General features: G+C 71.6%; 33 protein-coding genes. 16 read left to right on the forward strand and 17 right to left on the reverse strand.

Going from position 1 to position 25,358, the window contains the following annotated elements:
- Positions 1-55: 55 nt before the first annotated feature.
- Positions 56-919, forward strand: coding sequence for an isoprenyl transferase (locus DTB53_RS28410; protein ID WP_012381023.1), 864 nt, complete (start codon positions 56-58; stop codon positions 917-919).
- A gap of 101 nt (positions 920-1,020) precedes the next feature.
- On the opposite strand, the gene DTB53_RS28415 is transcribed toward DTB53_RS28410, so the two are convergent.
- From DTB53_RS28415 to DTB53_RS28430, 4 genes are all read right to left on the reverse strand, one after another.
- Entirely contained in the window at positions 1,021-1,455 is a 435-nt protein-coding gene (locus tag DTB53_RS28415) for a Fur family transcriptional regulator (RefSeq protein ID WP_003969280.1), read from the reverse strand.
- Positions 1,456-1,559: 104 nt separating this feature from the next.
- On the reverse strand, positions 1,560-2,459 hold the full coding sequence (locus tag DTB53_RS28420; protein WP_003969281.1) for a metal ABC transporter permease: 900 nt from the start codon (positions 2,457-2,459) through the stop codon (positions 1,560-1,562).
- Positions 2,459-3,259: a metal ABC transporter ATP-binding protein gene (locus DTB53_RS28425; protein ID WP_042497223.1), complete on the reverse strand. Its 801-nt coding sequence runs from the start codon at positions 3,257-3,259 to the stop codon at positions 2,459-2,461. Before DTB53_RS28425 ends, DTB53_RS28420 begins: the two co-directional genes overlap by 1 nt.
- 38 nt (positions 3,260-3,297) lie before the next feature.
- A complete protein-coding gene (locus DTB53_RS28430) occupies positions 3,298-4,314 on the reverse strand; it encodes a metal ABC transporter substrate-binding protein (protein ID WP_012381025.1) in 1,017 nt (338 codons plus the stop codon).
- A gap of 176 nt (positions 4,315-4,490) precedes the next feature.
- On the opposite strand from DTB53_RS28430, the gene DTB53_RS28435 reads away from it, so the two are divergent.
- From DTB53_RS28435 to DTB53_RS28445, 3 genes are all read left to right on the forward strand, one after another.
- Positions 4,491-5,873 carry a glycine--tRNA ligase gene (locus tag DTB53_RS28435; protein WP_003969284.1) on the forward strand — a complete coding sequence of 461 codons (1,383 nt, stop codon included), beginning with the start codon at positions 4,491-4,493 and terminating at the stop codon, positions 5,871-5,873.
- Positions 5,874-5,973: 100 nt separating this feature from the next.
- Positions 5,974-6,177, forward strand: a complete 204-nt coding sequence (locus DTB53_RS28440; RefSeq protein ID WP_003969285.1) for a hypothetical protein — start codon at positions 5,974-5,976, stop codon at positions 6,175-6,177.
- 257 nt (positions 6,178-6,434) lie between these two features.
- On the forward strand, positions 6,435-6,656 hold the full coding sequence (locus tag DTB53_RS28445) for a DUF6243 family protein (protein ID WP_012381026.1): 222 nt from the start codon (positions 6,435-6,437) through the stop codon (positions 6,654-6,656).
- A gap of 116 nt (positions 6,657-6,772) precedes the next feature.
- On the opposite strand, the gene DTB53_RS28450 is transcribed toward DTB53_RS28445, so the two are convergent.
- Genes DTB53_RS28450 through DTB53_RS28465 form a run of 4 tightly spaced genes read right to left on the reverse strand, consistent with a single transcriptional unit; the run spans position 6,773 to position 8,267 of the window.
- Entirely contained in the window at positions 6,773-7,144 is a 372-nt protein-coding gene (locus tag DTB53_RS28450) for a hypothetical protein (RefSeq protein ID WP_012381027.1), read from the reverse strand.
- Positions 7,145-7,153: 9 nt separating this feature from the next.
- Positions 7,154-7,561, reverse strand: a complete 408-nt coding sequence (locus DTB53_RS28455; protein WP_012381028.1) for a hypothetical protein — start codon at positions 7,559-7,561, stop codon at positions 7,154-7,156.
- Positions 7,562-7,581: 20 nt separating this feature from the next.
- Positions 7,582-8,004 (reverse strand): hypothetical protein, encoded by a 423-nt coding sequence (locus DTB53_RS28460; RefSeq protein WP_012381029.1) that lies wholly within the window; start codon positions 8,002-8,004, stop codon positions 7,582-7,584.
- Positions 8,001-8,267, reverse strand: coding sequence for a hypothetical protein (locus tag DTB53_RS28465; protein ID WP_012381030.1), 267 nt, complete (start codon positions 8,265-8,267; stop codon positions 8,001-8,003). The genes DTB53_RS28460 and DTB53_RS28465 overlap by 4 nt, the downstream gene beginning before the upstream one ends.
- Before the next feature lie 106 nt (positions 8,268-8,373).
- On the opposite strand from DTB53_RS28465, the gene DTB53_RS28470 reads away from it, so the two are divergent.
- Together DTB53_RS28470 and DTB53_RS28475 are read left to right on the forward strand one after the other, a co-directional pair.
- Positions 8,374-9,201: a helix-turn-helix domain-containing protein gene (locus DTB53_RS28470; protein WP_012381031.1), complete on the forward strand. Its 828-nt coding sequence runs from the start codon at positions 8,374-8,376 to the stop codon at positions 9,199-9,201.
- Complete coding sequence (locus DTB53_RS28475; RefSeq protein WP_012381032.1) at positions 9,198-9,407, forward strand: DUF397 domain-containing protein; 210 nt, start codon at positions 9,198-9,200, stop codon at positions 9,405-9,407. Before DTB53_RS28470 ends, DTB53_RS28475 begins: the two co-directional genes overlap by 4 nt.
- An 88-nt stretch (positions 9,408-9,495) precedes the next feature.
- Here DTB53_RS28475 and DTB53_RS28480 read toward each other — a convergent pair whose 3' ends face one another.
- Both DTB53_RS28480 and DTB53_RS28485 read right to left on the reverse strand, forming a co-directional pair.
- Entirely contained in the window at positions 9,496-10,560 is a 1,065-nt protein-coding gene (locus DTB53_RS28480; RefSeq protein ID WP_012381033.1) for a cobalamin-independent methionine synthase II family protein, read from the reverse strand.
- Between the two features lie 100 nt (positions 10,561-10,660).
- Positions 10,661-11,527, reverse strand: coding sequence for a sigma-70 family RNA polymerase sigma factor (locus DTB53_RS28485; RefSeq protein WP_012381034.1), 867 nt, complete (start codon positions 11,525-11,527; stop codon positions 10,661-10,663).
- Between the two features lie 133 nt (positions 11,528-11,660).
- On the opposite strand from DTB53_RS28485, the gene DTB53_RS28490 reads away from it, so the two are divergent.
- From DTB53_RS28490 to DTB53_RS28505, 4 genes are all read left to right on the forward strand, one after another.
- The gene (locus tag DTB53_RS28490; protein WP_012381035.1) at positions 11,661-12,014 is read left to right on the forward strand and encodes a DoxX family protein; all 354 of its coding nucleotides are present in this window, start codon (positions 11,661-11,663) and stop codon (positions 12,012-12,014) included.
- A 153-nt stretch (positions 12,015-12,167) separates the two neighbouring features.
- On the forward strand, positions 12,168-12,431 hold the full coding sequence (locus tag DTB53_RS28495; protein ID WP_003969298.1) for a hypothetical protein: 264 nt from the start codon (positions 12,168-12,170) through the stop codon (positions 12,429-12,431).
- A 96-nt stretch (positions 12,432-12,527) separates the two neighbouring features.
- On the forward strand, positions 12,528-12,788 hold the full coding sequence (locus DTB53_RS28500) for a hypothetical protein (RefSeq protein ID WP_003969299.1): 261 nt from the start codon (positions 12,528-12,530) through the stop codon (positions 12,786-12,788).
- 36 nt (positions 12,789-12,824) lie between these two features.
- A complete protein-coding gene (locus DTB53_RS28505) occupies positions 12,825-13,397 on the forward strand; it encodes a hypothetical protein (RefSeq protein ID WP_042497227.1) in 573 nt (190 codons plus the stop codon).
- A 95-nt stretch (positions 13,398-13,492) separates the two neighbouring features.
- Here the strand turns inward: DTB53_RS28505 and DTB53_RS37600 are convergent, their stop codons facing one another.
- Complete coding sequence (locus DTB53_RS37600; protein ID WP_012381037.1) at positions 13,493-13,624, reverse strand: hypothetical protein; 132 nt, start codon at positions 13,622-13,624, stop codon at positions 13,493-13,495.
- Between the two features lie 193 nt (positions 13,625-13,817).
- Positions 13,818-14,705, reverse strand: coding sequence for a S1 family peptidase (locus DTB53_RS28515; protein WP_012381038.1), 888 nt, complete (start codon positions 14,703-14,705; stop codon positions 13,818-13,820).
- A 204-nt stretch (positions 14,706-14,909) separates the two neighbouring features.
- Here DTB53_RS28515 and DTB53_RS28520 point away from each other — a divergent pair, with 204 nt between their 5' ends.
- Positions 14,910-15,563, forward strand: coding sequence for an HAD family hydrolase (locus tag DTB53_RS28520; RefSeq protein WP_012381039.1), 654 nt, complete (start codon positions 14,910-14,912; stop codon positions 15,561-15,563).
- A 240-nt stretch (positions 15,564-15,803) separates the two neighbouring features.
- Here the strand turns inward: DTB53_RS28520 and DTB53_RS28530 are convergent, their stop codons facing one another.
- Positions 15,804-16,406 carry a TetR/AcrR family transcriptional regulator gene (locus DTB53_RS28530; RefSeq protein ID WP_003969303.1) on the reverse strand — a complete coding sequence of 201 codons (603 nt, stop codon included), beginning with the start codon at positions 16,404-16,406 and terminating at the stop codon, positions 15,804-15,806.
- Positions 16,407-16,530: 124 nt separating this feature from the next.
- Here DTB53_RS28530 and DTB53_RS28535 point away from each other — a divergent pair, with 124 nt between their 5' ends.
- Positions 16,531-17,580, forward strand: a complete 1,050-nt coding sequence (locus tag DTB53_RS28535; RefSeq protein WP_012381040.1) for an AF_0692 family protein — start codon at positions 16,531-16,533, stop codon at positions 17,578-17,580.
- A gap of 111 nt (positions 17,581-17,691) precedes the next feature.
- A complete protein-coding gene (locus DTB53_RS28540; protein ID WP_003969305.1) occupies positions 17,692-18,660 on the forward strand; it encodes a glutaminase in 969 nt (322 codons plus the stop codon).
- A gap of 10 nt (positions 18,661-18,670) precedes the next feature.
- Here the strand turns inward: DTB53_RS28540 and DTB53_RS28545 are convergent, their stop codons facing one another.
- The 3 genes from DTB53_RS28545 to DTB53_RS28555 all read right to left on the reverse strand — a co-directional run bounded on the left by DTB53_RS28545 (position 18,671) and on the right by DTB53_RS28555 (position 20,955).
- Positions 18,671-19,192, reverse strand: coding sequence for a pyridoxamine 5'-phosphate oxidase family protein (locus DTB53_RS28545; protein WP_042497230.1), 522 nt, complete (start codon positions 19,190-19,192; stop codon positions 18,671-18,673).
- Positions 19,193-19,266: 74 nt separating this feature from the next.
- Positions 19,267-20,004 (reverse strand): class I SAM-dependent methyltransferase, encoded by a 738-nt coding sequence (locus DTB53_RS28550; RefSeq protein WP_012381042.1) that lies wholly within the window; start codon positions 20,002-20,004, stop codon positions 19,267-19,269.
- 57 nt (positions 20,005-20,061) lie between these two features.
- Entirely contained in the window at positions 20,062-20,955 is an 894-nt protein-coding gene (locus DTB53_RS28555; RefSeq protein ID WP_012381043.1) for an NADP-dependent oxidoreductase, read from the reverse strand.
- Positions 20,956-21,025: 70 nt separating this feature from the next.
- Between DTB53_RS28555 and DTB53_RS28560 the strand changes: the two genes are divergently transcribed.
- Positions 21,026-21,604: a TetR/AcrR family transcriptional regulator gene (locus DTB53_RS28560; RefSeq protein ID WP_012381044.1), complete on the forward strand. Its 579-nt coding sequence runs from the start codon at positions 21,026-21,028 to the stop codon at positions 21,602-21,604.
- A 27-nt stretch (positions 21,605-21,631) separates the two neighbouring features.
- Here the strand turns inward: DTB53_RS28560 and DTB53_RS28565 are convergent, their stop codons facing one another.
- The gene (locus DTB53_RS28565; protein WP_042497233.1) at positions 21,632-22,909 is read right to left on the reverse strand and encodes a PP2C family protein-serine/threonine phosphatase; all 1,278 of its coding nucleotides are present in this window, start codon (positions 22,907-22,909) and stop codon (positions 21,632-21,634) included.
- Positions 22,910-23,213: 304 nt separating this feature from the next.
- Between DTB53_RS28565 and DTB53_RS28570 the strand changes: the two genes are divergently transcribed.
- Positions 23,214-23,486, forward strand: coding sequence for a hypothetical protein (locus tag DTB53_RS28570; protein WP_003969310.1), 273 nt, complete (start codon positions 23,214-23,216; stop codon positions 23,484-23,486).
- A 202-nt stretch (positions 23,487-23,688) separates the two neighbouring features.
- Positions 23,689-24,837 carry a tRNA dihydrouridine synthase DusB gene (dusB, locus tag DTB53_RS28575; protein ID WP_012381046.1) on the forward strand — a complete coding sequence of 383 codons (1,149 nt, stop codon included), beginning with the start codon at positions 23,689-23,691 and terminating at the stop codon, positions 24,835-24,837.
- Positions 24,838-25,358: the final 521 nt, after the last annotated feature.

The raw sequence follows: 25,358 nt of genomic DNA on the forward strand, positions 1-25,358 counted from the left end.
CGTCGGGCAGACGACGCGGTGCGTGGAGAAGTGACACAGGGAGACTGAGAAGCTCATGGCAGTACGCGGGATCCTCGGCGGCCGCAACCGGCGCACGTACAAGACCCCCGAGCCGCACCCCACGGGCGCGAGGCCTCCGAAGATCCCCGGCGAGCTGGTGCCCCAGCACGTCGCCGTCGTGATGGACGGCAACGGCCGCTGGGCCAAGGAGCGGGGTCTGCCGCGCACCGAGGGCCACAAGGTCGGTGAGGGCGTCGTCATGGACGTGCTCAAGGGCTGTATCGAGATGGGCGTCAAGAACCTCTCGCTCTACGCCTTCTCCACGGAGAACTGGAAGCGCTCGCCGGACGAGGTGAAGTTCCTGATGAACTTCAACCGCGACGTGATCCGCCGCCGCCGCGACGAGATGGACGAGCTCGGCATCCGCATCCGCTGGGTGGGCCGGATGCCCAAGCTGTGGAAGTCCGTCGTCCAGGAGCTCCAGGTCGCCCAGGAGCAGACCAAGGACAACGACAGGATGACGCTGTACTTCTGCGTCAACTACGGCGGTCGCGCCGAGATCGCCGATGCCGCGCAGCGCATCGCCCAGGACGTGGCGGCGGGGAGGCTCGACCCGTCCAAGGTCAACGAGAAGACCTTCGCGAAGTACACCTACTACCCGGACATGCCGGACGTGGACCTCTTCGTGCGCCCCAGCGGCGAGCAGCGCACCTCGAACTACCTGATCTGGCAGAGCGCGTACGCCGAGATGGTCTTCCAGGACGTTCTGTGGCCGGATTTCGACCGTCGGGACCTGTGGCGTGCCTGCCTGGAGTACGCCCAGCGCGACCGTCGCTTCGGCGGGGCGGAGGCGGTCGAGGCGGCGAAGGCGGCCGAGACGGCGAAGGCGGCCGAGACGGCCGAGGCTGCCGAGAAGTGACGCGGGAGCCGCGCGGAAAGTGGCGGGAAAAGTGACGTGAATGAGGCGGGCCCGGGACGTTGGACACGTCCCGGGCCCGCCTTTCGCGTTCGTTTCGCTCGTTACGCCTTGCTCGCGGCGCACTCCGCGCAGGTGCCGAACACCTCGACGGTGTGCGCGACGTTCACATAGCCGTGCTGGGCGGCGATCATCTCGGCCCACTGCTCGACGGCCGGGCCCTCGACCTCCACCGCCTTGCCGCAGAGCCGGCAGACCAGGTGGTGGTGATGGTCGCCGGTGGAGCACCGCCGGTAGACGGACTCGCCCTCGGCGGTGCGCAGGACGTCGACCTCACCCGCGTCGGCGAGTGACTGCAAGGTCCGGTAGACGGTCGTCAGGCCCACGGAATCGCCGCGGTGCTTGAGGACGTCGTGCAGCTCCTGGGCGCTGCGGAACTCGTCGACCTCGTCGAGCGCCGCCGCCACCGCCGCCCGCTGCCGGGTGGACCGGCCGCGTACCGGCGCTGCGTTCGTGCCACTGATCGGCGCCGTGGCCACAGCTGCCTCCTCGTGTCGCCCGTACATGTGTCGGGCCATTGTGCCAGCCCGACCGGGCGCCACCGGCGAACACGTACGGTACGACTCGGTCACACGCACCGCTGTCACACCCGTACGTCGTCCCGCTCCCGGCGGGCCCCCGGTACTTCCAGGGTGCACTCGGCGCCCTTCGTCTCGCTCGCCCGTGCCCGCCGTCTCGCGAGCGGGGCGGCGAGGGCGGTCAGCGCGACGAACACCGCGATGGCCAGCAGCACGATCGTCGCGCCGGGCGGGACGTCCTGGTAGTACGAGGTCACGGTGCCGGTGAGGGTGACGGCCGTGCCGATCACCACGGCCAGCACGAAGGTGACCTTGAAGGACTTGGTGATCTGCTGGGCGGCTGCCACGGGCACCACCATCAGCGCGCTGACCAGCAGCAGGCCGACGACCCGCATCGCGACGGTCACGGTCACGGCGGCGGTCACCGCGATCAGCAGGTTCAGCACCCGCACCGGCAGCCCGGAGACCCGGGCGAACTCCTCGTCCTGGCTGACGGCGAACAACTGCCGCCGCAGCCCCACCGTGACCAGCACCACGAACGCGGCCAGTACGCAGATCGCGATGACGTCCGACTCGGAGACGGTGGCCAGCGAGCCGAAGAGGTACGAGGTCAGGTTGGCGTTGGAGCCGGTGTCGGACAGGTTGATCAGCATGACGCCGCCCGCCATGCCGCCGTAGAACAGCATCGCCAGGGCGAGGTCGCCGCGCGTGTGCCCGTACCAGCGGATCAGCTCCATCACGACCGCGCCGGCGACGGCGACGGCGGTGGCCATCCAGACGGGGCTGGTGGAGAGCAGGAAGCCGAGGCCGACGCCGGTCATGGCGATGTGCCCGATGCCGTCGCCCATCAGGGCCTGCCGGCGCTGCACCAGGTAGATGCCGATGGCGGGCGCGGTGATGCCGACCAGCACGGCCGCGATGAGCGCCCGCTGCATGAAGGGAGGGTTCAGGAATTCGAAGATCATCAGGTCAGCAGTCCCGTTCGGAGGGGCTCGGCGGCCGCGTGGGGGTGTACGTGGTCGTGGCCGGGCAGCGCGTGCTGGCCGAGCGCCTCGGGCGGCGGCCCGTCGTGCGTCACGCAGCCGTCGCGCAGGACGACGGCCCGGTCGATCAGCGGCTCCAGCGGTCCCAGCTCGTGCAGCACGAGCAGTACGGAGGTGCCGAGCGCCACCTGCTCGCGCAGGGTCGAGGCGAGGATCTCCTGGCTGGCCAGGTCGACCCCGGCCATCGGCTCGTCCATGATCAGCAGTTCCGGCTCGGAGGCCAGGGCGCGGGCGATGAGCACCCGCTGGTGCTGGCCCCCGGACAGGGCGCTCACGGAGTCCTTGGCGCGGTCGGCGAGGCCCACCAGTTCGATGGCCCGTTCCACGGCCGCCCGGTCCGCCTTCCCGGGCCACCGCAGCCCCGTACGGGACAGCCGGCCGGAGGCGACGACCTCGCGGATCGTGGCGGGCACCCCGCCCGCGGCCGTGGTGCGCTGCGGGACGTACCCGATCCGGCCCCACCGGCGGAAGCGGCGCAGCTCGGTGCCGAACAGCTCGACGGTGCCGCCGGTCAGCGGGACCTGCCCGATGACGGACCGCACGGCGGTGGACTTGCCGGAACCGTTGGCGCCCAGCAGCGCGACGACCTCGCCGCGGTGCACCGTCAGGTCCACCCCGCGCAGCACGGGGCGCGCGCCGAGGGTGGCGGTGGCCCCGCGCAGGGCGATGACGGCCTCGTGGCCGGCCACGGGCTCGCGGGTGGTGCTCTCACGCTCCGGCATGAGTGCCTCCGATCCAGGGGTGATGCGGGTGGTACGGGTCACTTCGCGCCGAGCGCCTTCTGCAGCGCGGCGAGGTTGGACTCCATGACCTCGATGTAGTCAGCGCCCCGGGACTTGTCCGTGATTCCCTCCAGCGGGTCCAGGACGCCGGTCCTCAGCCCGGTGTCCTTCGCGAGGGTCTTCGCGGTCCGGTCGCTGGCGAGGGTCTCGAAGAAGACCGTGGTGGCCTTCTCCTTCTCCGCGATGGTGTGGATCTCCTGGATCCGGGCGGGGCTCGGCTCGGCCTCGGGGTCGATGCCCGCGATGCCCTGCTGGGTGAGCCCGTAGCGCTCGGCGAGGTAGCCGAAGGCGGAGTGGGTGGTGATGAAGGTCTTGGTGGCGGTGTTCTTCAGCCCGGTCTCGTACGCCGTGTTCAGCTCGCCCAGCTCGGCGACGAGGGCGTCGGTGTTCTTCTTGTAGTCGGCGGCGTGGTCGGGGTCGGCCTTCTCCAGCGACGTGCCGACGCCCTTGGCGACCTCGGCGTACTTCACCGGGTCCAGCCAGATGTGCGGGTCGGCGCCGCCCTCCTCGCCGTGGTTGTGGCCGTCGCCCTCGGAGTGCTCCTCGTGGGCTTCCTCGCCCTCGTGGCCGTGCTCGTCGCCCTCTTCGCCGTGGTCGTGGCCGCTGACCTCGGAACCGTGGTTCTCCAGCGTGGTGAGGGTCGCGGCGTCGACGGTGTTCTTCACACCGGACTGCTTGATCGCGTCGTCCACGGCGGGCTGGATGCCCTTGAGGTACAGCACGTAGTCGGACTCGCTGATGGAGCCGATCTGGCGGGGGGTGAGCTCCAGGTCGTGGGGTTCCACGCCCGGCTTGGTGAGGCTGGTGACCGCGACGTGCTCGCCGCCGATCTTCTCGGCCAGGAACTGCATCGGGTAGAACGACGCCGTCACCTTCAGCTTGTCGCCGTTGCCCCCGTCCGCTGCGTCGGAGGTGGAGCAGGCCGAGAGAGCGGTCAGGCCGAGGACGACTGCTCCGGCGACGGCGGTGCTGGGTATGAGGCGGCGTACGTTCATGACACTCATTTTCAACTAAAGTGGAAACGATTGTCAACAAGGCGGATGAGATGCCCGGAAGATCACGAGGTGGTGGCACGGGCCGTCCACGGGCGCCCACCGATTTGATTCGAGGGGTGCGCGCGCCGGTAACCTGAGCTATTCGCCGTTCGTCATCGTCGTATGAAGAGAGCACCGTGGCCGCCGACAAGATCGACACCATCGTCAGCCTGAGCAAGCGCCGTGGCTTCGTCTACCCCTGCAGTGAGATCTACGGTGGTCAGCGCGCCGCCTGGGACTACGGGCCGCTGGGCGTCGAGATGAAGGAGAACCTGAAGCGCCAGTGGTGGCGCTACATGGTCACCGCGCGCGAGGACGTGGTCGGTCTCGACTCGTCGGTCATCCTTGCCCCGGACGTCTGGGTCGCCTCCGGACACGTCGCCACCTTCTCGGACCCGCTCACCGAGTGCACCTCCTGTCACAAGCGCTACCGCGCCGACCACCTGGAGGAGGCGTACGAGGAGAAGCACGGCAAGCCGCCGGTCAACGGCCTCGCCGACCTCAACTGCCCCAACTGCGGCAACAAGGGCACCTTCACGGAGCCCAAGGAGTTCTCGGGCCTGCTCTCCACCCACCTCGGCCCGACCCAGGACTCCGGCTCGGTCGCCTACCTGCGCCCCGAGACCGCGCAGGGCATCTTCACCAACTTCGGCCAGGTGCTGCAGACCTCGCGCAAGAAGCCGCCGTTCGGCATCGCGCAGATGGGCAAGTCCTTCCGGAACGAGATCACTCCGGGCAACTTCATCTTCCGGACCCGCGAGTTCGAGCAGATGGAGATGGAGTTCTTCGTCAAGCCGGGCGAGGACGAGGAGTGGCAGCAGTACTGGATGGACCAGCGCTGGAACTGGTACACGGACCTCGGCATGCGCGAGGAGAACATGCGCTGGTTCGAGCACCCGAAGGAGAAGCTCTCCCACTACTCCAAGCGCACCGCCGACATCGAGTACCGCTTCCGCTTCGGCGGCAGCGAGTGGGGCGAGCTGGAGGGCGTGGCCAACCGCACCGACTACGACCTCAAGGCGCACTCCGAGGCGTCGGGCACCGACCTCCAGTTCTACGACCAGGAGGCCAACGAGCGCTGGACGCCGTACGTCATCGAGCCCGCGGCCGGTGTCGGCCGCGCGATGCTGGCGTTCCTCCTCGACGCCTACGTCGAGGACGAGGCCCCCAACGCCAAGGGCGTCATGGAGAAGCGCACCGTGATGCGCCTCGACCACCGCCTGGCCCCGGTCAAGGTCGCGGTGCTGCCGCTCTCCCGCAACCCGCAGCTCTCGCCGAAGGCCAAGGGCCTCGCCGCCGACCTGCGCAAGAACTGGAACATCGAGTTCGACGACGCCGGCGCCATCGGCCGCCGCTACCGCCGTCAGGACGAGATCGGCACCCCGTTCTGCGTCACCGTCGACTTCGACACCCTCGACGACAACGCGGTGACCGTGCGCGAGCGCGACACCATGAAGCAGGAGCGCGTCTCCCTGGACCAGATCCAGGCGTACCTCGGCTCGCGTCTGCTCGGCTGCTGACACCCGCACGTGTGCGTGAGGCCCCCGGTTCCGGGTACGGAACCGGGGGCTTCGTCGTACGGTCCACCGGAGCCCCCGCCGCCGTTCCGGGAGGTACGCGATGCCGTCCATCACCACCAGCAAGGTCAGCAGATGGGACCAGCACGGCCGTGAACACGTCGTGCGGGTGCGGAAGTCGGGCGTGACGCGCCAGCTGAGCTGCTCCACCTGCGCCTGGCGTCGCTCGGCGCAGTTCCTGCCCTGGCTGAAGGCCGAGGAGCACCTGGCCGAGGCCCATCAGGCGACGGTCGACCCGACGGCCTGAGACCCGCGCGGCCGGAGGCCGTGGACGGCTGCCGCCCACGGACGGCCCGTGTTCCGGGGCGGCTGACGCTCCGGGCGGCGGGAAAACCGGGTGCGGGGCGCTCCGGGGGCGCGGTACGGTCTCCGTATGTCTTCGTTCTTCCAGATCTACGAGTGAGAGCGCGGCGGGTGCGCACACCCCGCCGCAGCCCGGGACCGGCGCGACCGGCCCCGATCACGTTCACCTGATTCACTTCACACGTCACATGGGAGAACACCATGGCCAAGAGCCGCAACAACCTCCTCGGTGTCGGCGGACAGCGCAAGAAGCTGTCCCGCGCCGAACAGCAGGGCGCGGGTTCCGCGCGAGGCGCCGACCGCAAGGCCGCCGAGGACAAGAAGCAGGAGCTGGTGCGCAAGATGCGTGAGCGCGCCGAGGCCCAGGCGGCCACGACCGCCGCCGAGCCCGGCGAGCAGGACGCGTCGCCCGCGCAGAGCTGACGCCCGAGTATCGCGCCGTGACAGCGCCGTGGGCCCGGATCATCCGTGATCCGGGCCCACGGCCGTTATCCGGGCCGATCACCCGCCCGTACGTCCGCGCGTCCGCGCGCGGTGCGTCACCGCCGGAACAGATGCGGGTGGCTGCGGGCCAGTTCCCGCGTGATCGCCTCGTCGGTGGGGTCGGTCACCTCCCAGTCGTGCCCCGGCGGATGCCCGGCGAACAGGCCGCAGGCCGCGTCCGCGTTCCGGGGGTCGCGCACCGCGCACCAGGGGAGTGGCAGCAGCCGTACCCGACCGGCCCGCCACCGCGCCCAGACGGCGCTTCCCGGCCGCCCGCCCTCGTCCCACAGCATCGACGCGTGCGCCGCGTCGTGGCCCTCCCCGAGTTCGCAGAGCAGATGCCCGGCCTCCGGGCGGCGACCCGGGGCCGAGAGGGCGAGCACATGCTTGGGGGGCGGCAGTAACGCGACGGCGGTGCACTGGTGCATGGGTACGGGTCACCCTTCGGGGGAGTCGTCCGGTACGAGCCGCTCCGCGACCAGGTCGCCGAGCGGGTCGTCCACGTCCCAGGAGTGGGGCGCGGTGTGGTGGTCGAAGAAGGAGCACTGCCGCACGACGTCGGTGCTGAGCCGACGTAGGAGCGCGGGACACCAGGGCGCCCGGTCGATCCGGTGGGCGCGTTCCGTTCCGTCGCCGGTCCAGAAGAACCACTGGGCCGCCGAGTCGGGCGTCCGGCCCGGTCGGAGGAAGGCGGCGTGTTCGGTGTGGGGGCCGTCGTGCTCGCCGAGTTCGCACAGGACGTACGGCTCCGGATCGCCGGAGTCGTCCACCCCGGCGGAGGGGAGCAGGAGCAGGGCTTCGGGAGGGAGGAGCGTGACGGCGGTGCACTGGAGCAAGGAGTTCAACTCCGGTTCGTTCGGCGGGATTACCGGTCGGCCGGGTGGCCGCGCCACCCGGCGAGCGTGAGGCTCAGCCCGACGGCGGGATCGAGGACGGTGAACAACGCGGGGAACCCCGCCTCCAGGGCCCGTATCGCGTGGTCCTGGTGCGCGCCGTCCGTGGCCCAGCGACGCAACTCCTCGGGCGCGTCCGCGCCGTGGAAGCGGACCGGGAGGACATCGCGGGTCGGCGGCGTCACGGATTCGGCCACGGGGGGCAGCCCGTGGCCGCGGGCCAGCCGGAGCGCCTGCCGCCGGAGCCAGAGGAGGACGAGCCGACGGTTCCGCACGACGACCCCGCCGAGCGAGGCGAACCGCTCCCCGTCGGACAGGGTGACCTCGGCCGCGTAGACCGCCGCGCGCGCCACGCGCACCGGCGGGGTCCGCCGGGCGGCCGGCGCGACGTTCACAGGACCTCGCCCCGGCTACGGGCGTTGAGGCGGGCGGTACGGGCGCGGAGCTGCTCTATCAGGACCGCGGGCCGCACATGGCCGGGCTCGGCCTCCCACTCCGCGCCGCCCCCGACCGGCCGCAGCGACCAGTAGGGGCCGGCGACCCCTCGGAACTCCCCCACGCGGTCGGCGCGGCTGGTGTCGACCAGGAGGGTTCCGAGGGCGGGGACAGGGGTGTTGGAGGGCGTGGGTGTATTCGGGCGTACGTTCTCGCCGTACATCGATCGCTCCTCTCCGTAGCCGTTCGGCTACCGGGGCGATTCAGCGTGACCTAGGGTCGGTCTGTCTTCAACCTGCGCATTTCGCTCAGAGAGTTAGGGCTTCGGCATGGTGAATCGCAAGCAGCTCGACCCCGAAGACCCCGACGTTTCCTTCGGCTTGCAGTTGAGGCAGGCCAGAGACGCGCGGGGCTGGACACAGGATGAGTTAGCCGGACGGATGGGGTGCTCCGGAACCCATATTTCGGCCGTGGAAACTGGTCGGCGCCCTCCGACTCCCCGTTTCGCGAGAAGTGTTGACAGAGCGTTGGGGACCGGCGACAAGTTCGGCCGCATGGTCCAGGCGATGAAGGACCTGACCCTGCTGGAGGGCTTCCCGGAGTACGTGCGCTACGAGGGCCGGGCGGTGGAGATCAGGTTGTACCAAGTCGGGATCGTCCCCGGGCTGTTGCAGACGCCGGAGTACGCGCGGGTCCTGGCCGACAGTGCCGTACGGAGGGGAGCGATCACACCGGAGCAGGCCGACGATCGCGTGTCTTTCCTTGCGGAGCGCCAAGCGGCTCTGGCACGGCCGAATCCGCCCATGCTCTTCGTGACCATGGACGAAAGCTGCATTCGCCGTCCGGTCGGAGGCCCCACTGTCATGAACGCCCAGCTGGAGCAGCTGCTGGAGTTCGCCGAACTGCCCAACACCCTGCTTCAGGTGGCTCCGTACGAGATCGGTGAACAGCGGACGTTCGACCTGCCGGTCAACATTCTGACGCTGCCGGACCGGTCGGTGATCTGCTACGCCGAGTCGCAGACGCTTGGGCATCTAGACCGAGAAAGCTCCTTCGTGCTGCCCATACTGACGGCCTACCATCAACTTCAGGGCGCGTCGCTGTCGCAGACGGCGTCGGTGGCCAAGATCAGCCAGTTGCGAAAGGGCACCCTGTGACGACCGAATCCCCCCGATGGTTCAAGTCCTCGTACAGCAACAACGGCGGCGACTGCATCGAGGTCGCCGCGAATCTCGCCGCCTCGCGCGGCATCGTCCCCGTCCGTGACTCCAAGGTCGCGGGCGGCCCGGTGGTCGCCGTCCCCGCTACCGCCTTCGCGGCGTTCGTCGCGGGCGTTCGCGGTGGGACGTTCGACACCGTCTGAGGAACCGAGCAGCAGGAACCGAGCAACCGGATGCCCCACCGTGTACGGCGCGGTGGGGCATTTGGCGTTCGCGAGAGGGTGGGTCGGGTCAGAGACCCAGTGCCTCCGCAGCCAGGGCGGTGCCCCTGACCCGTGCGTCGATCTTGGCGAAAGCGAGGTCGCGTGAGGTGGAGGCGTCGTCGGCGAAGGGGGCGAAGCCGCAGTCGTCGCAGGTGCCCAGCCGGTCCACCGGGATGTATTGCGCGGCCAGGAGCACCCGGTCACGTACCTGCTCGGGTGTTTCGACCGAAGGGTCGATGGGGTCGGTCACCCCGATGAACACCCGGGCGGTCGGGGGCAGGTGCTCCTGGATGACGGCCAGGACCCGCTCGGGGTCCGCCTCGCTGGCCAGTTGGAGATAGAAGTTGCCCGCCTTGAGCTGGAAGAGCTTGGGCAGCAGCTCCGCGTAGTCGATGTCGAGGCTGTGGGTCGAGTCCTGGTCGCCGCCGGGACAGGTGTGCACCCCGATACGGGTGCGTTCCTCGGGACCGAACCGTCCCAGGACCTCGTTGTTGAGGGCGATGAAGTCGTCCAGCACGGAACCACTGGGGTCGAGCTTCAGCGACAGCCTCCCTTCGGTGAAGTCGAGTTGGACGACGTGCGCGCCGGCGTCCAGACACCCGCGGATGTCGGCCTCCGCCTCGTCGGCGAGATCACGCAGGAAGTCCTCGCGGGAGTATCCGTCGATGGGCGCCGCCGGGTACAGCAGGCTGAGGGCGGACGGGGCGATGACGGCCTGCTTCACCGGTTTGTCGGTGAGCTGCCGCGCGGCGCGCAAGTAGGTCTCGGCCCGTACCTGGTAGCGGAAGGGGCCTTCGGTGATGCAGGGGAGTTGGCGGGTGTGTCCGTCGGCGAACGGGATGAGCACGCCGTCCGGGGACAGCGTGCTCAGGCCGGCCAGCGGGTAGGTGGCGAAGCTGGGCTTGCCCTGTTCGCCGTCGACCAGGACGGGGCTGCCCGTCCCTTCCAACTGCGCCAGGGTGTCGGCGACGGCCTGTTCCTGCCGCTTGGCGAGGTCGCTGTCGTCCAACTGGCCGCTCGCGTGGGCGGTGAGGGCTTGGCCGAGCGCGGAGGAACGCGGAAGGCTGCCGATGGGCTCCGTGGGGATGGTCATGCTCGGTAGCGTAGGGAAGCTTTGGTTCCGATATCGGCAGAACCCTGGATGTCCCACCTCACGGGCGACTTGGGCGAAAACAGGGATGACTGACGAAGTGTCAGAGGACACTCGGGGGCCCGGGTGCGTCGAACCGGTCCTCGGTCCGTGCCGACCGCAACGTGATGCGGGTGACCTGTCCGCCCGCCGTGCTGATCTCGATCGTGGCGAAGGGGTGCCCGCCCGGGGCGATCACGTACATCGGCCTGCCGTCGACGGTGAGGCGGCAGGCCGCCCGGATGCGATCGCGGAACTGCGCGGTCTCGGCGGCGATGTCGGCCGCGCCGGTCACGGTGGTGCGACCGCCCCGAGGCAGGAGCGCCGCCTCGGCGTCACGGACGCAGTCCGGTGCGAGCAGCGCGATCATTCCGCTCGTGTCCCCGGTCCGTGCCGCCGCCATGAAGGCGTCCACGATCTCCTGGTCCGCCCGGCCCGCCTCCTCGGCCTCCGGTCGGCCGGGGGCCAGACGCCGGCGTGCTCGGCTGGCGTGCTGCTTGGCGTTGGGCACGGTCGTGCCCAGTACCTCCGCGATCCGGTCGAACGGTGTGGAGAACAGGTCGTGCAGCACATACGCGACCCGTTGGGGCGGGGTCAGCCGGTCCAGCAGGACCATCAGCGCCCGGGAGACGTCCTCGGCGCGGAGGAACGCCTCGTCCGCGGCCGGGTCCGTCGCCGGGACGGCGTCCGCGAGCAACGGCGCTTCGTCGCGCCGGCGTCGGGCACGCAGTTCGTCCAGGCAGACCCGGGCCGTGACGGTCGTGAGCCAGGCCGGCGGGTTCTCGATCGCCGCGGAGCTGCGGGTGGTGGCGGCCCGTACCCATGCGCTCTGGACGGCGTCCTGCGCGTCCTGGGCCGAGCCCAGCATGCGGTGGGCGACCGACAGCAGCCGTGGTCGGGCGGTCTCGAACTCCTCGGCCGTGATCGGCATGGGTGTCACCTTCCGGGGCGGGCGGACGTCAGGACGGGTGGTCGACCCCTTTTCCCGTACGCCTTCCAGCCCGCGCCTTCCCGCGCGGCTCCCGAGGAGATGAGAATGCCATGTGCCGACAGCCGGTGAGGACATGACCACCGTACTGCTCATCGCCACCCTGCTCTGCGCCGTCGCGAACGCGTCCGACGCGGTCGCGAACTACGTCCGGGCGCCCTTCGTGCTGGCCAACTCCGCGGAGGTACGTGTTCCGCCGAGGGCGTTGCCGTATCTGGCGACGCTCAAACTCGCGGGTGCGGCGGGCCTCGTCGTCGGTCTGCTGGGTGTCCACCGGCTGGGCCTGGCGGCGGCGGTCGGCCTGACCGCGTTCTTCGTCGGAGCGGTGGTGGTCCACGTCCGGACGCACGTCCTCCACAACATCGCCTTCCCGGGGGTCTACCTGCTGCTCGCCGTCGCCAGCACCGGCTTCTTCGCGGGCGGCGGGTGAGGACCGCCGCCCCCCGGTGCGTGCCTTCGCACCGGAGGGCGGTCGCCTTCGCCGCACCCGGGCGGACGGGGCAGGCGCGGGACGACCCCCGTGGCTCCGGCACGTACGGGTGATCGCCGCGTGACCTGACGGGACGGTCCGCGTTCATCAGCCATGCGAAAGATCATCACGTGCGGCCTGCTGGCCGCCGCAGCCCTGTCCGCCTCCACCGCCGCGCCCGCCTTCGCCGACAACGACAGCAACTTCGGCAGTGGCGTCAACGCGGCGAACAACTGGAACTTCACGGCCGCGGACGTGTGCGTCCAGGAACTCGCCGTGGTCCCCGCCCTGTCCGACTGGACCGGCAACCACCGGAACAACTGCAGCAACGGCAATGTCATCGACCACTCCGGCACCGCGGCGCGGCCCGGCCACTGAACCGCCGGCCGGGGAAACACCGGATGACGGGCCCGTGCGGCGGTCGCGCGGGCCCTTCGCCGGTTTCGAGCCGCGCCCCGGGGGCAACCGGCCGCCATGGACACCAACGCGCACACCGAAGAAGTGGCCCCGACCCAGGGGGACGAGCACCACGTCCTCCTCAGCGCCGACACCAACGGTGACGGCAAGCCCGATGTGTGGATGACGGACACCACCGGTGACGGGAGAGCGGACCTCTACCAGTTCGACACCACCGGCGACGGCGTGATCGATGTGACGGTGGTCGAGGGGGCGGACGAGCCGGGCACGGACCGGCTCGTCATCGAGGGCGACGGCGGCCACCCCCAGCAGGCCTGAGGCCACGACGTTGCCGTGCGGGGGAAAGGCGGGGGCATGACCACTTCGGCCGGAGAAGCACACGACGGTGCGGGACGCTGGAGCCTGGCCGGACCCCTCCTCGCCGTCCTGCTGGTGGCGGCGGTGGGGGGCTTCCTGGCGGGGGCGGTCCCCGGCGAGGGCGAGACGGACGTGCCGCGGGGGCTGTTCCTCGCCGCGGCCTTCGTCCTGATCGGCGCGGGCACGTACGCCGGAAGCTGGTGGTGGCACCGGCGCCGGGCGGCGAAGTTCGGGATCAGCGCGCGCCGCTACCTGCGGGTGGGCCGTCTGATCCGGCGCGGCCAGGCGCCGGACGATCCCGCCGAGCGCGCGGCCGCGATCGACATCACCGTACGCACGCGGCGTGCGCTGGGCTCCTCCTCACGCCGGTGGGTGTGGTGGCTCCTGGGAGGGGGTGCGCTGCTGTGGTTCGTCAGCGCCGTGTTCCTCGTCGTCGACGGCAACTACGGACGTGCCTCCTACAACCTCGTCATGGCGTGCCTGCTCCTCGTCAACCCGCTGACCATGCGCCGTCGCCGCCGCCGGATGGAGGCCGCGGAGCGGGCCCTGGGCATCGCCCCACCCACCTGACGCCGCCCCGCACCCCGGCCCCGGTCCGCCATCGCGGCGCTCCGCGTCGCGTGGCCCGGGCCGAGGCCGCCGCCGCACCTCAAGGCGGCCTCCCGCTACCCGCCCGGGCGGCGTCGTCCCTTCGGGCGGTAGGTCCGGCCGAAGCTGCGCGGACTGTCCGGGTAGATGTCGACCAGCTCCCAGTCGACCCGGCGACCGCCCGGGACATCGAGGATCCGGGTTCCCATGTGCCCTCCTCCTGGGCCGACCCGGCACGGGACGCCGGCGAGGGCCGCTTCGGTGACCCCGCAGTCTAGATCCCGTGAGCGGTGAGGTGAGGCCGAGGAGCTCCGTGACGGCCGGGGTACGGGTGTTCTCCGACCGTCCGGCCCGCCGGGGGACGAGCCCGGGAACGGCCCGCCGGGGAGCCGGTGGCCGGAGTCAGCCGTGACGGCCCGTCACCTGTCGTATCCAGCCCGCGTGGGCGGGCGCGCTGCTGTAGAGCCCCGGCCCCTCGCTGCAGCGCACACCCGGCGCGCCGGGACCCGAGGTGACGCCCATGAGCTCCCAGCGTCCCTTCCGGTCCCGCTGGAGCTGCGGGCCGCCCGAGTCGCCGTTGCACGCCATGGCCCCGGGCACCTGGCTGAGGGTGCACAGGCGCGTGCTGTTCGCGTAGCCCGGCGCGCAGTCCGCCACCGCCCCCCGGCGGGTGGCGAGTTCCTGGAGCCGGTCGGGGAAGGCCCAGGGCGCTTCGGGCGCGTCGTCGGTCCTGCCGAAGCCCAGGATCCGGGTCGGGGTGCCGGGCGGCCCCGGACGGTCCGCCACCCGGACGGGCTTCTCCGCGACCGGGCGGTTCAGACGGATCAGGGCCATGTCGTCGCGGTTGGGGCCGCTGTTCTCGCCGTTCCGGTAGCCGGGGTGGGACACCGTCCTCGCGACGGACCGGACCGTGCCCCCGGTGTTCTTCCACTCGCTGCCGATGCGGACGGTGCCGTCCAGCGTGACGAGCCTCGGGTCCACACAGTGGGCGGCCGTGAGCACCCATCGCGGGTCGATCAACGACCCCCCGCAGACGCCCTTGAACGTCGGGTCGTCCGCACCCGTCACCGGGATCGACACCATGAACGCGTAACTCCGTGGGGAATCCTCCCCGTTGACGATCGCTCCGGCGCTCCCGGTCATCGTGGCGGCGCACGCCGCCCCGGCGAGGACGACTGCGGCGGCGCGCGCCACCGTACGGCGTGAGGACGTCAAGCGGAACACGGGTTCTCCGATCGGCTGAGCGGGTTCGACCTGCTCAGCGTCCGTGATCAGGAGAAACGGGTCCATCCGGTCAGCAGGTCCGTCCGAGGTGGTGCCCACCGCACCGTGCGGGTGGGGAGCCCCCCCGGCGAGGTGGGGCGTTCACGCCCGGTGTCCCGTCCGGACGGTCCGAACCGTCGGCGTGGGTGGGCCGCCCGATCGTCCGGGCGCGCCAGTGGCGGGCGGCCCGCTGCGCGCCTCGTGACGCGCCCGGCCCTCTATCCTGCGGGGGTGATCCGACCGATCGAACTCGTCATATTCGACTGCGACGGCGTGCTCGTCGACAGCGAACGCATCGCGGTGCGCGTGGACGCCGTCGTCCTGGCCCGGATGGGGTGGGAACTCACCGAAGCCGAGATCATCGACCGGTTCATGGGCCGATCCCACCGGTCGATGACGCGGCAGATGGAGGAACACCTCGGCCGCAGCCTGCCGGCCGACTGGGAGGAGGAGTTCGAGCCCCTCTACCGCGATGCGCTCGCCGCCGAACTCGCGCCCGTCGACGGCATCGTCGAGGCACTCGACGCGCTCACGCACCTCTCCACCTGCGTGGCGTCCAGCGGGAGCCACGACAAGATGCGCTTCACCCTGGGGATCACCGATCTCCACCCGCGCTTCGAGGGACGCATCTACAGCGCCACCGAGGTCGAGCACGGCAAACCGGCCCCGGACCTGTTCCTCCACGCCGCGCGACGGATGGGGGTCGCGCCCGAGGCGTGTGCCGTGGTCGAGGACAGCCAGTACGGCCTTCAGGCAGCCCGGGCCGCGGGCATGCGCGCATTCGCCTACGACGGGGGAATGACCCCCGCGGCCCGGCTCGAAGGGCCCGGCACCGTCGTCTTCGACGACATGCGCAGACTGCCCGGTCTCCTCGCGGATCAGTGACCAGCACCTGATCGCTCGGCGCCGTCCTCCCCAGGAGCGGACAGCTCCACGATCACCAACGTGCCCCGGCCCCCGGGGCGGACCGCGTGTGCGGCCCCCGCCGGCTTGCCGCCGGGACCGGGGCCGGGGCGAAGCCGCCCCCGCCGTCCCCGGCCGCCACCGGGGGCGCGTCTCCGCCACGCGACGGGCGACCGCATCTGACGCCGTGCGCCGAGCCGTCAGGAATCGCGGGACAGCCCTTCAGCGTGCTTCGGCGCGGAGATAGCGGGTCAGGATCAGCCGCAGGGTGGGGAGTTGCTCGGCGGGCTTGAACGCCGGGTCGGTGGCGGCGCCGGTGTAGAGCGAGGCGATCAGGGTCACGACCCAGGAAGCCGTGGCGTCGGGGTCCAGCTCCGGATCGATCAGGCCGGCCGCGGCCGCCCTGCGGAGGAGGACGGCGACCGTCTTCTGCTCGTCGGCGGTGTCGCGGCTCAGCGCCGCCTCGACCTCCGGGTCCCGGTACGCCTGGACCATGGCCTCCATCACCAGGGCGGGGGCCAGCGGCTCCCGCGCCGGCGCCGCGAGCAGGTCGACGACCTCCAGCAGGGCGCTCCACGGGTCCTCGGCGACCTCCGCCGCCGCCATCCGCGCCGCCTTGTCGCTGTTCTCGTCCTCGAAGACGGCGAGGAAGATCGCCCGCTTGTTGGCGAAGTAGTGGAACAGATTCCCCGCGCTCATCCCGGCGGCCCCGCAGATCTCCGCCGTGGTGGTGCGCTCGAAGCCCTTCGTGGCGAACAACCGCGCCGCCGCGTCCACGATGTGCTGCCGCCGGGCCCTGTGCCGGGCCGGGTTGACCGTCCTCATGTCGTCGTCACCTCTCCGGCGTGCCGCCCTGTTCCTGGTGTGCCCCCATGGTGTCTCACTCAATAATAGACCGAGCACTCGGTTTATGATTTCATTCGGGCTCACCTGACCCGAAGGAGCACCGATGACGGCTGATCAGGCGCCCATACCGGCGCGCACCCGGATCGGAGCGGCGGTCGGACTGCTGCTCCTGTCGCCGATCTGTGCCGAGTACCTGATCGGCTACGACCAGATCATCAGCAACCCGCTGGACATGCTGACCGGGCTGCTGGTGCTCGGCCCGCTGTACGGCACGGTCGCGGTGCTGATCCGTGAGGCCGCTCGGCGGACCGGGCGCGGGTGGCCGACGATGCTGCTGCTGAGCGCGGCGTTCGGACTGGTCCAGGCGGGCGTGGTCGACCAGAGCCTGTTCAACCCGGACTTCGTGGACGAGGCTTCCTGGGACGACGACCGGTTGCCCACCTTCGTCGCCGGACTCGGGGTCAGCGTCAAACACGTGGTGGGCTTCGTCGGCGGCCACGTCATCTGGAGCTTCTGCGCACCGATCGGCGTCGTGGAGTCCTGTGTCCCGCGCATCGCGGACCGGCCGTGGCTGGGGCGGGCCGGCATCACCGTGATGGTCGTCCTGTACGGGCTGGGCGCGCTGGTCATCTTCAAGGAGCACAGCAAGCACTTCCTGGCGACGCCCGCGCAGTTCGGCACCGTCGCCCTGTTCGCTCTCGGACTCGCCGTGGCCGCCTTCGCGCTGCCGCGGCGGCGTCCCGGCGGGGGCGACGGCAGTGGGGGCCGGGGGAGCGGGGGCCGGGTGCCGCCGCCGTGGGCGGTCGGCTGCGGGGCCGTGGTGCTCATGGGCGCGCACCAACTCTCTTCGCCGGGCTGGGGCGGGGTCGCGCTCAACGTCGCGGCGTGGGCCCTGGCGGGCGGCGCGCTCCTGTGGTGGTCGGGACGCCAGGACTGGGGACCCGTGCACGTCCTCGCCGTGTGCGGTGCGGCCCTGGTGGTCAACGCGGCCCTGTCCTTCGTCGTCGAGCCGCTCGGCGACGCGTCTCCCGTGCTCAAGTACGGGGCCAACGCCGTGCTCATGATCGTCGTTTTGCTCCTGCTCGGGTGGGCCCGGCGACGGGTGCGGTCCACCGCCGCTCCCCGGCCGCTCGAAGGGGCCCGTTCGGCCTGAGGCGGAAGGGGCCCCTTCGGCCTGAGGCGGGGGCGGCGTCAGACTGGGGGCCGGCCCGCTTCCGGCTCCGCCCGGCGGGCCTCCTCGCTCCTCTCGCCGTCAGGAATCGCCGTGTCCCACCCCTCCGCCGCCCCTCGGGCGGGCAGTGCCGCTCCGCCCGCCGGAGCGCACCGCTTCAGCTCCGTCATCAGCCGCATCGCGGAGGAGATGGGCGCACTCGCCGACCACGGCACTCCCGCCGACTACATCCCGATGCTCGCCGGCGCCGACCCCCGGCGCTTCGGCATGGCCGTCGCCGAGCCCGACGGAACCGTCTACGGCGTCGGTGACTGGCGGCAGCCGTTCTCGACCCAGTCCATATCCAAGGTGTTCGCCCTGGCCCTGGCCCTCTCCCTGGACGGCGAGCGGATATGGCGGGGAGTGGGCCGGGAGCCCTCGGGCAACCCGTTCAACTCCCTGGTGCAGTTGGAGTACGAGAACGGCATCCCCCGCAACCCCTTCATCAACGCCGGCGCCCTGGTGGTGACCGACCGGCTGCAGGCACTGACCGGGGACGCCGCAGGCCGGGTGCGGGAGCTGCTGCGCTCGGAGAGCGGCAACCCCGCCATCGACTTCGTGCCGGAGGTCGCCGCCTCCGAGGCGGCCTTCGGCGACCGCAACGCCGCGCTGGCCCACTTCATGGCCTCCTACGACAACATCACGCTCCCGGTCCCCGAACTGCTCGCCGCCTACTTCCGCCAGTGCTCGATCGAGGCGTCCTGCGCGGACCTGGCCCTCTCGGCGGGGTTCCTCGCCCGGGGCGGGACCCTGGCCGACGGGTCCGCGCTGCTGACCCGCAGCCAGGCGAAGCAGGTCAACGCGGTCATGCTCACCTGCGGGACGTACGACGCGGCCGGAGAGTTCGCCTACCGGGTGGGGCTGCCGGGCAAGAGCGGGGTCGGCGGGGGGATCATCGCGATCGTGCCCGGCGAGTGCACCCTGTGCGTATGGAGCCCGGGGCTCGACCGGCGCGGCAACTCGGTGGCGGGCGTGTCGGCGCTCGCCCGCTTCACCACGCTGACCGGGCTGTCCGTCTTCTGACGCGGCCGGGCTACCGGTCGTCCGGCCCGGTCCAGAACTGGCGCGGCGCGAAGCCCTCGCGCCGCAGCCAGTGCTCCGTGTAGACGATCCGCTCGGCCTCGACCACGACGAGGGGGCCCGACGGAGGTTCGTCGAGCGAACGCGACCGCTCCACATGGTCGGACTGCCAGCGGAAGGCCGGCCAGTAGTGCGCGAAGTCGGGGTCGTCCTCGGACAGCACGCGAGCCCGCCCGAAGATCTGGGCCCCCCGGCTGCTGGCCTGCCCGACCAGCGGTGCGAAGACGCCCACCGACACCCGGGGGTCGGCGGCGAGGTTCCGCATCTTCGGGGAACCGGCCGCCGTGCTGAACAGGATCGCGAAGCCGAGGGGGAAGTACCGCACGGGTGTCGCGAGGGGCCCGTCCGGGCCGGCGGTCGCGAGCACGCACATGTTCTGCGTCGACAGCAGGTTGAGGATGCGTTCCTCCAGCCGCTCGCGATCGAGCCGCTTCTCGGGCGAGGGGCCGGCCAGCCACGGGTTGGTCACAGGCATGGTCGAGTCTCCCACGCCCCGCCGCCCGCGGTGCGGGCGCCTGGGCCCTGCGGCTCCCAACCGCCCGCGGGGCGTCATGACGTGAGGGCGACGAGGTGGTAGAGCGGGTCCGGGCGGGGCACGTCCTGGTCCGGCAGCGCGGCGAGCCGCCGGCACACGTCGGCCACCTCGTCCCGGGGCGCGTGGGTGCACCAGGAGATGCTGCCCGCCTCGATCACCTCGCGCCAGCTCCGGGGGCTGCGGCCCTGCCCCGTGCCGGGGAACCGCGTCCGACCGGCGGCCTCCAGTCCCCGTTCCGCCGCCAGCCGGAGCAACCGGTCGGACCGGTCGGGCACCCGGGGCGCGTACCGGCGGCGCAGGTCGGCCGTGACCTCGGCGATGTCGCTGTCCTCGGCGAAGTACGCGTCGTTCTTGTCGACGGTGGTGACCAGCACCCCACCGGGGCGCAGCACCCGGACCGCCTCGGACAGCACGGGCACGGGGTCCGGCAGCAGGTGCAGCAGCCAGACGATCACCACGGCGTCCACCGCGTCCGAGGCGAAGGGCAGCCGTGCGCCGTCGCCCCGCACGACGCCGCCCGGCACCCGCCGCGCGGCGAGGCCCAGCATCCCGGGCGAACGGTCCACGCCCAGCACCGTCCGCCCAGGACGCCGGAGCCGCTCCGTCACGATGCCCGTGCCGCACGCGAGATCCAGGACCGTGCAAGGCCCGTGCGGCAGGAGCCGCTCCAGCGCCTCCGCCGCCGCCCGGGCCCTCGGTTCACCACCCCGCGACGCGTCGTAGTGCCGGGCCTCGTCGTCGTAGTCGAGCACGTTCGTCCCCTGTTCCCTGCCGGCCGTGGTGTGGGCACCCTAGGGCCTGCCGCCCGCTCAGACGATCAGCACCCGGCGGCCCCGCGTGTGCCCCGCCCGGCTGTCGATGTGCGCGGCGGCGGCCTCGGCGAGCGGGTAGGACTTCTCCACCGGGATGTGCAGCCTGCCGCGTGAGATCAGCGCCACCGCCTCGGCCAGCGCGTCCGGCACGCTCCCCGCCACGCCGGAGAAGCGGACGCCGAACTCCGGTGCGCCCAGGTCCGCGATGGTGACCACCTTCCGCGGGTCGCCGGTCAGTTCGACCAGTTCGCCGAGCACGCCCGAGCCCGCCAGATCGAGCGCGGCGTCGACGCGGCCGAGCTGCCGCACCCGCTCGACCCAGCCCTCGCCGTACGTCGTGGCGAGCGCGCCCAGGCCGCGGAGGTACTCCAGGTTGGCGGCGCCCGCCGTGCCGATGACCGTGACGCCCCGGTCGCGGGCGATCTGGAGCACCGCCGAACCGACGCCGCCGGACGCGCCGTTGACCAGCAGCGTCTCACCGGGGCGGACCCCGACCTCCCGGATGACGCGGAGCGCGGTCTCCACCACGGACGGGTAGCCCGCCGCCTCCTCGAACGTCAGGCCCTGCGGCATCCGGGCCCACGCCGACAGCACGGCGAACTCCGCGTACGTGTCGGAGCCCTCGCCGAACACGTGGTCGCCGATCGCTACTCCCTCGACGCCCTCGCCCACCTCGTCCACCACTCCGGCGGCGTCGAGGCCCACCCCTGACGGCAGTTCGACCGGATGCGCTCCCAGGACCTGGCCCTCACGGATGCGCCAGTCGACCGGGTTCACTCCGGCCGCGCGGACGCGGACGCGTATCCGGCCCGGGCCCGCGTGGGGCTCCTCGGCGGCGATGAGGCGCAGGACATCCGGGCCGCCGAACGCGGCGAAGCTCACTTTCTTCATGCGGCAGACCGTAGCACTAACGGTTAGCTTTATGTATCTGTTGTTGTTTTGTATTTGGTAGCGTTCGCGCATGAACGAGCCCGCCGGGCGCCGCGAGCGCAAGAAGGCCGCGACCCGCCAGAAGATCGCCGACACCGCCTTGCGACTCTTCCTGGAACGCGGCTACGGCGCCGTGGGCATCCGTGACGTGGCGGCCGAGGCGGACGTGGCCGTCACCACGCTGTTCTCCCACTTCGCCTCGAAAGAGGCGTTGGTGTTCGAGCAGGACCAGGGCTTCGAGCAGGGCCTCGTCCGGGCGGTCGCCGACCGGACTCCGGACGATCCGCTGATTCCCGCGCTGCGCCGCGAGATCCACGCCCAGGTACGCCACTGCGCGGCGCCGGGGGCCGCCCCGGTCCGGAACATGATCGACTCCTCGCCGTCCCTGCGGGAGTACGAGGAGTCGATGCGCCTGCGCCACGCCGAGTCGCTGGCCGCCGCCATCGCGGCCGATCTCGGCGTACCGGAGACGTCCACGGCCTGCCGGACGATCGCGAGGTTCGCGACCGACGCCTACGCGCTGGCCCGCGAGGCGGCCGATCCGCAGGCCGCCGTGGACGAGATCTTCCGGATGATCGAGGCGGCCTGGGAGGCCTCCCGCCTCGGCTGAGACGCGGTCGGGGCACGGCGGCCCGGCTCAGAAGTCTTGTTCAAAGGCCGGGCGCTCAGAGGCCGGGCCCAGGTGTTCGGGCTGAGGCGCCCGAGCGGCGAGCCCGCCGCGAGGGCCGTGCCAGTCGAGGCACAGGACGGTCGCGTCGTCCTTCGGCGGCCGGCCGCCGAAGGCGTCGGCCACCGCGGCGACCAGGGTGCGGACGACCTCGCGCGGACGCTCGGCCGAGGTCCGCAGCAGGAGGCCGGGCAGGTCGACCGTCTCCGCTTCGCGCTCCTGCATGCCGTCGGTGAACAACAGGAGCCGGTCACCCGGGCGCAGGTCGATGTCCTGCACCTCGTAGGAGCCCTGCGCGGTGAAGCCGAACGGCATGTTGACGGCCAGACCCACCTCCTCGACCGCGCCCCCGCGCAGCCGGAGCGGCCCCGGGTGCCCCGCGTTGACCAACTGCGCGCCGCTTCCGTCGAGCGCGATACGGAGCAACTGGCCCGTGGCGTAGGCGTGGCGCCCGTGGTCGAGGAGGGCCTGATGCATGTGCCGGGCCTGGTCGGCGAGGTCCGCTCCGGCGCGGCGGGCGCCGCGGGAGGCGTTCACCACCAGGGTGGCGGTCAGGGAGGCGTCGACGTCGTGGCCCATGGCGTCGGTGACGGACAGGTGCAGGGTGTCGTTGTCGAGGCTGTAGTCGTAGGTGTCCCCGGCGATGTCGGAGGCCGGGACCAGTGCGCCGGCGAGGGAGAACTCGGCCGCGTCGCAGGACGGGGCGGAGGGAAGGAGCTGCCGCTGGATCTCCGCCGCCAGGCTCACCGTCGTGGTGCGGTTCCCCCAGTGGTAGAGGTCGGTGAAGCGGCGGTCGGTGACGATGATGTACGCCAGCGCGTGCGCGGCCTCCTCGACCTGTTCCAGCACGCTCTCGGTCACGACGTCGAGGAACAGCTCCAGCACACCGATGGTGTCGCCGCGGTTGGTGACCGGCGCGAGCACGCGCTGCCCGAGCCCGTCCTCCTCCGCCAGCACCGTCCTCTGGGCGCGCAGGACCTTGTCGTAGACGCCGCTCCCGGCCAGCGGCACGCGCCCGGTCCGGTGCTCCTGGCGGGTGCCGGCCGGGTCCGCGCCCGCCCGGCGGTCGTCGGCCGTGTCGTTGACCCGCAGGAGGCGGCTGCCCACCACGTCGACGAAGAGGAACGACACGTACCGCGCCCCGAACCGGGTGCGCAGATTCTGGGCCACGACATCGATCGAGTGCACCGGGGCCGCGCTCTCCGCCGCCGCCAGCACCTCGGCCAGTCCCATCCGGTCACGTCTCATCTCAGCCTCCCCGAGTGTGAGACTGCTTCTGCCCGCTGACGTCTTTCTCATGGGCCCGGTCGAGCAATCCTGCGGTGGCGGGGACCGAATCCGACCGGGCGCCCGGCGTGGTCTCCCCGTAGGTCCTGTCGCCGGACTGCCGACCGCGGCACCCGGACCGACGGACCGAGGGGCCGCACCGCACGGAGCCGTACCCCGGCGCGCGGCCGAACAGCCGTGTACGCAACGGAGTTCGGGGCACCCGATCGACAGGCCGGTCCGCTTCGGGACCGGACTCGGCGCGATCGTCCCGAAGGAGCGACAGATGGCTACGCAGTACGACAACCAGACGACCGGTCAAGGGCATCACGGTACGCCGCGGCGAGGCGCCGAAGGCAACGTCTTCAGCATCATCGCGATGGTGCTCGGCGTGATCGGGCTGATATTCCTGCCGATCGTCTTCGCCCTGGGCGGGCTGGTCATGGCCATCATCGCCAAGACCGTCCGGCACGAGCGGCTCGCCACGGTCGCCATCGTGATCAGCGCCGTCGGACTGGTCGGCGGAATGGTCCTCGGCGCCATCTTCGCCAGCATGTGAGCGAGCCGGGCGGGCCGGGAGCCCGAGGCGGATCCCGCCTCGGGCTCCCGGCCCGCCCGGTGCCCCACGAGGGCGTCGGAGGAGCTCGCCGCCCCGCCTTTTTGCAGGCGGGCGCCGTTCTCCGGACACGGTCGAGCGCGCTGCCGCTCCCGTCGCGCCGGTGTGAGGCGGTCACCTCTTCGGCGTACGCGACAATGGAGCCATGACCACGCTCGCCCCCGCCCTCCCGCACCTCAGCATCGGCCCGCACACCGTGCGGCCGCCGGTCGTGCTGGCCCCGATGGCCGGCATCACCAACGCCCCGTTCCGGACGCTGTGCCGGGAGTTCTCCGGCGGCAAGGGGCTGTTCGTCAGCGAGATGATCACCACGCGAGCGCTGGTCGAGCGCAACGAGAAGACCATGCAGCTCATCCACTTCGACGCGACCGAGACCCCGCGCTCGATCCAGCTGTACGGAGTGGACCCGGTCACCGTCGGCAAGGCCGTCCGGATGATCGTCGACGAGGACCTGGCCGACCACATCGACCTGAACTTCGGCTGCCCGGTCCCCAAGGTCACCCGCAAGGGCGGCGGCTCCGCGCTCCCGTACAAGCGGCCCCTGCTGCGGGCCATCCTCAGGGAAGCCGTGTCCAACGCCGGGGACCTCCCCGTCACCATCAAGATGCGCAAGGGCATCGACGACGACCACCTCACCTTCCTCGACGCCGGCCGCATCGCCGTCGAGGAAGGCGTCACCGCCGTCGCCCTGCACGGGCGCACCACCGCCCAGCACTACGGGGGCACCGCCGACTGGGACGCCATCGCCCGGCTCAAGGAGCACGTCCCGGAGATCCCCGTGCTCGGCAACGGCGACATCTGGTGCGCGGACGACGCCCTGCGGATGATGCGCGAGACCGGCTGCGACGGGGTCGTCGTCGGGCGCGGCTGCCTGGGGCGGCCGTGGATCTTCGCCGACCTCGTGAACGCCATGGAGGGCCGCGAGGCCCGGCACGCGCCCGCCCTGCGCGAGGTCGCGGACGTCATGGTGCGCCACGCGACGCTGCTGGGGGAGTGGATCGGCGACGAGGCCCGCGGCGTGATCGACTTCCGCAAGCACGTGGCCTGGTATCTCAAGGGCTTCGCGGTCGGCTCGGAGATGCGCAAGAAGCTGGCGGTCACCTCCTCGCTGGAGGAGCTGAGCGGCCAACTGCACGAGCTGGACCTCGACCAGCCCTGGCCGGACGGCGCCGACGGGCCGCGCGGCCGTACCTCGGGCAACAACCGGGTCGTCCTGCCGGACGGCTGGCTGAAGGACCCGTACGACTGCGCGGGCATCAGCGCCGACGCGGAGCTGGACACCTCCGGCGGCTGATCCCGGCCCGGGCCCCCGCGGACCCGGTCCACCGGGCCCCGTGCCCGGACCGACCCGCCCTCGTACGCCACCTCACCCCCTCATGACCACGTCCGGCGCGGCGTGGCGCTCCGGCATGGGCCGGGACCGGCCGGTGGTGGCAGCCCGCGCGGGGGCGGCCCTTCGCCCGTAGCCTGGAAGAGGCCGCCCCGGGGTGCTCAGCGACTGCCCGAGGCGTCCGGATCCTGAAATCCGGGGTCCGAAGCGGGCGTGATTCGCGCCACCCTTGATCGGGGTTGCGCTCAGATGAGCACTTTCAAGGTGGCTGCACTTCTGGAAGGCGTGGCACTCAGTGCCACCTCGCCGCGTTCGACAAGTGAACTCACCTGGTGGATGACCCGCTCATGTGAGCGTGTGGGGTCAAGTTTCGGCCATGCCGCATTCAGGAGGTGAAGGCGGAGCGTCAGATGCTTCGGCCGGGCGAGCCTTTCGATCTGCTGGCGGACGGGTGGTTGCGGCCGTATGACGACCAAGTGGACGTA

The organism is Streptomyces griseus, assembly GCF_900460065.1.
In the GTDB taxonomy this organism is placed as follows: Bacteria; Actinomycetota; Actinomycetes; order Streptomycetales; family Streptomycetaceae; genus Streptomyces; species Streptomyces griseus.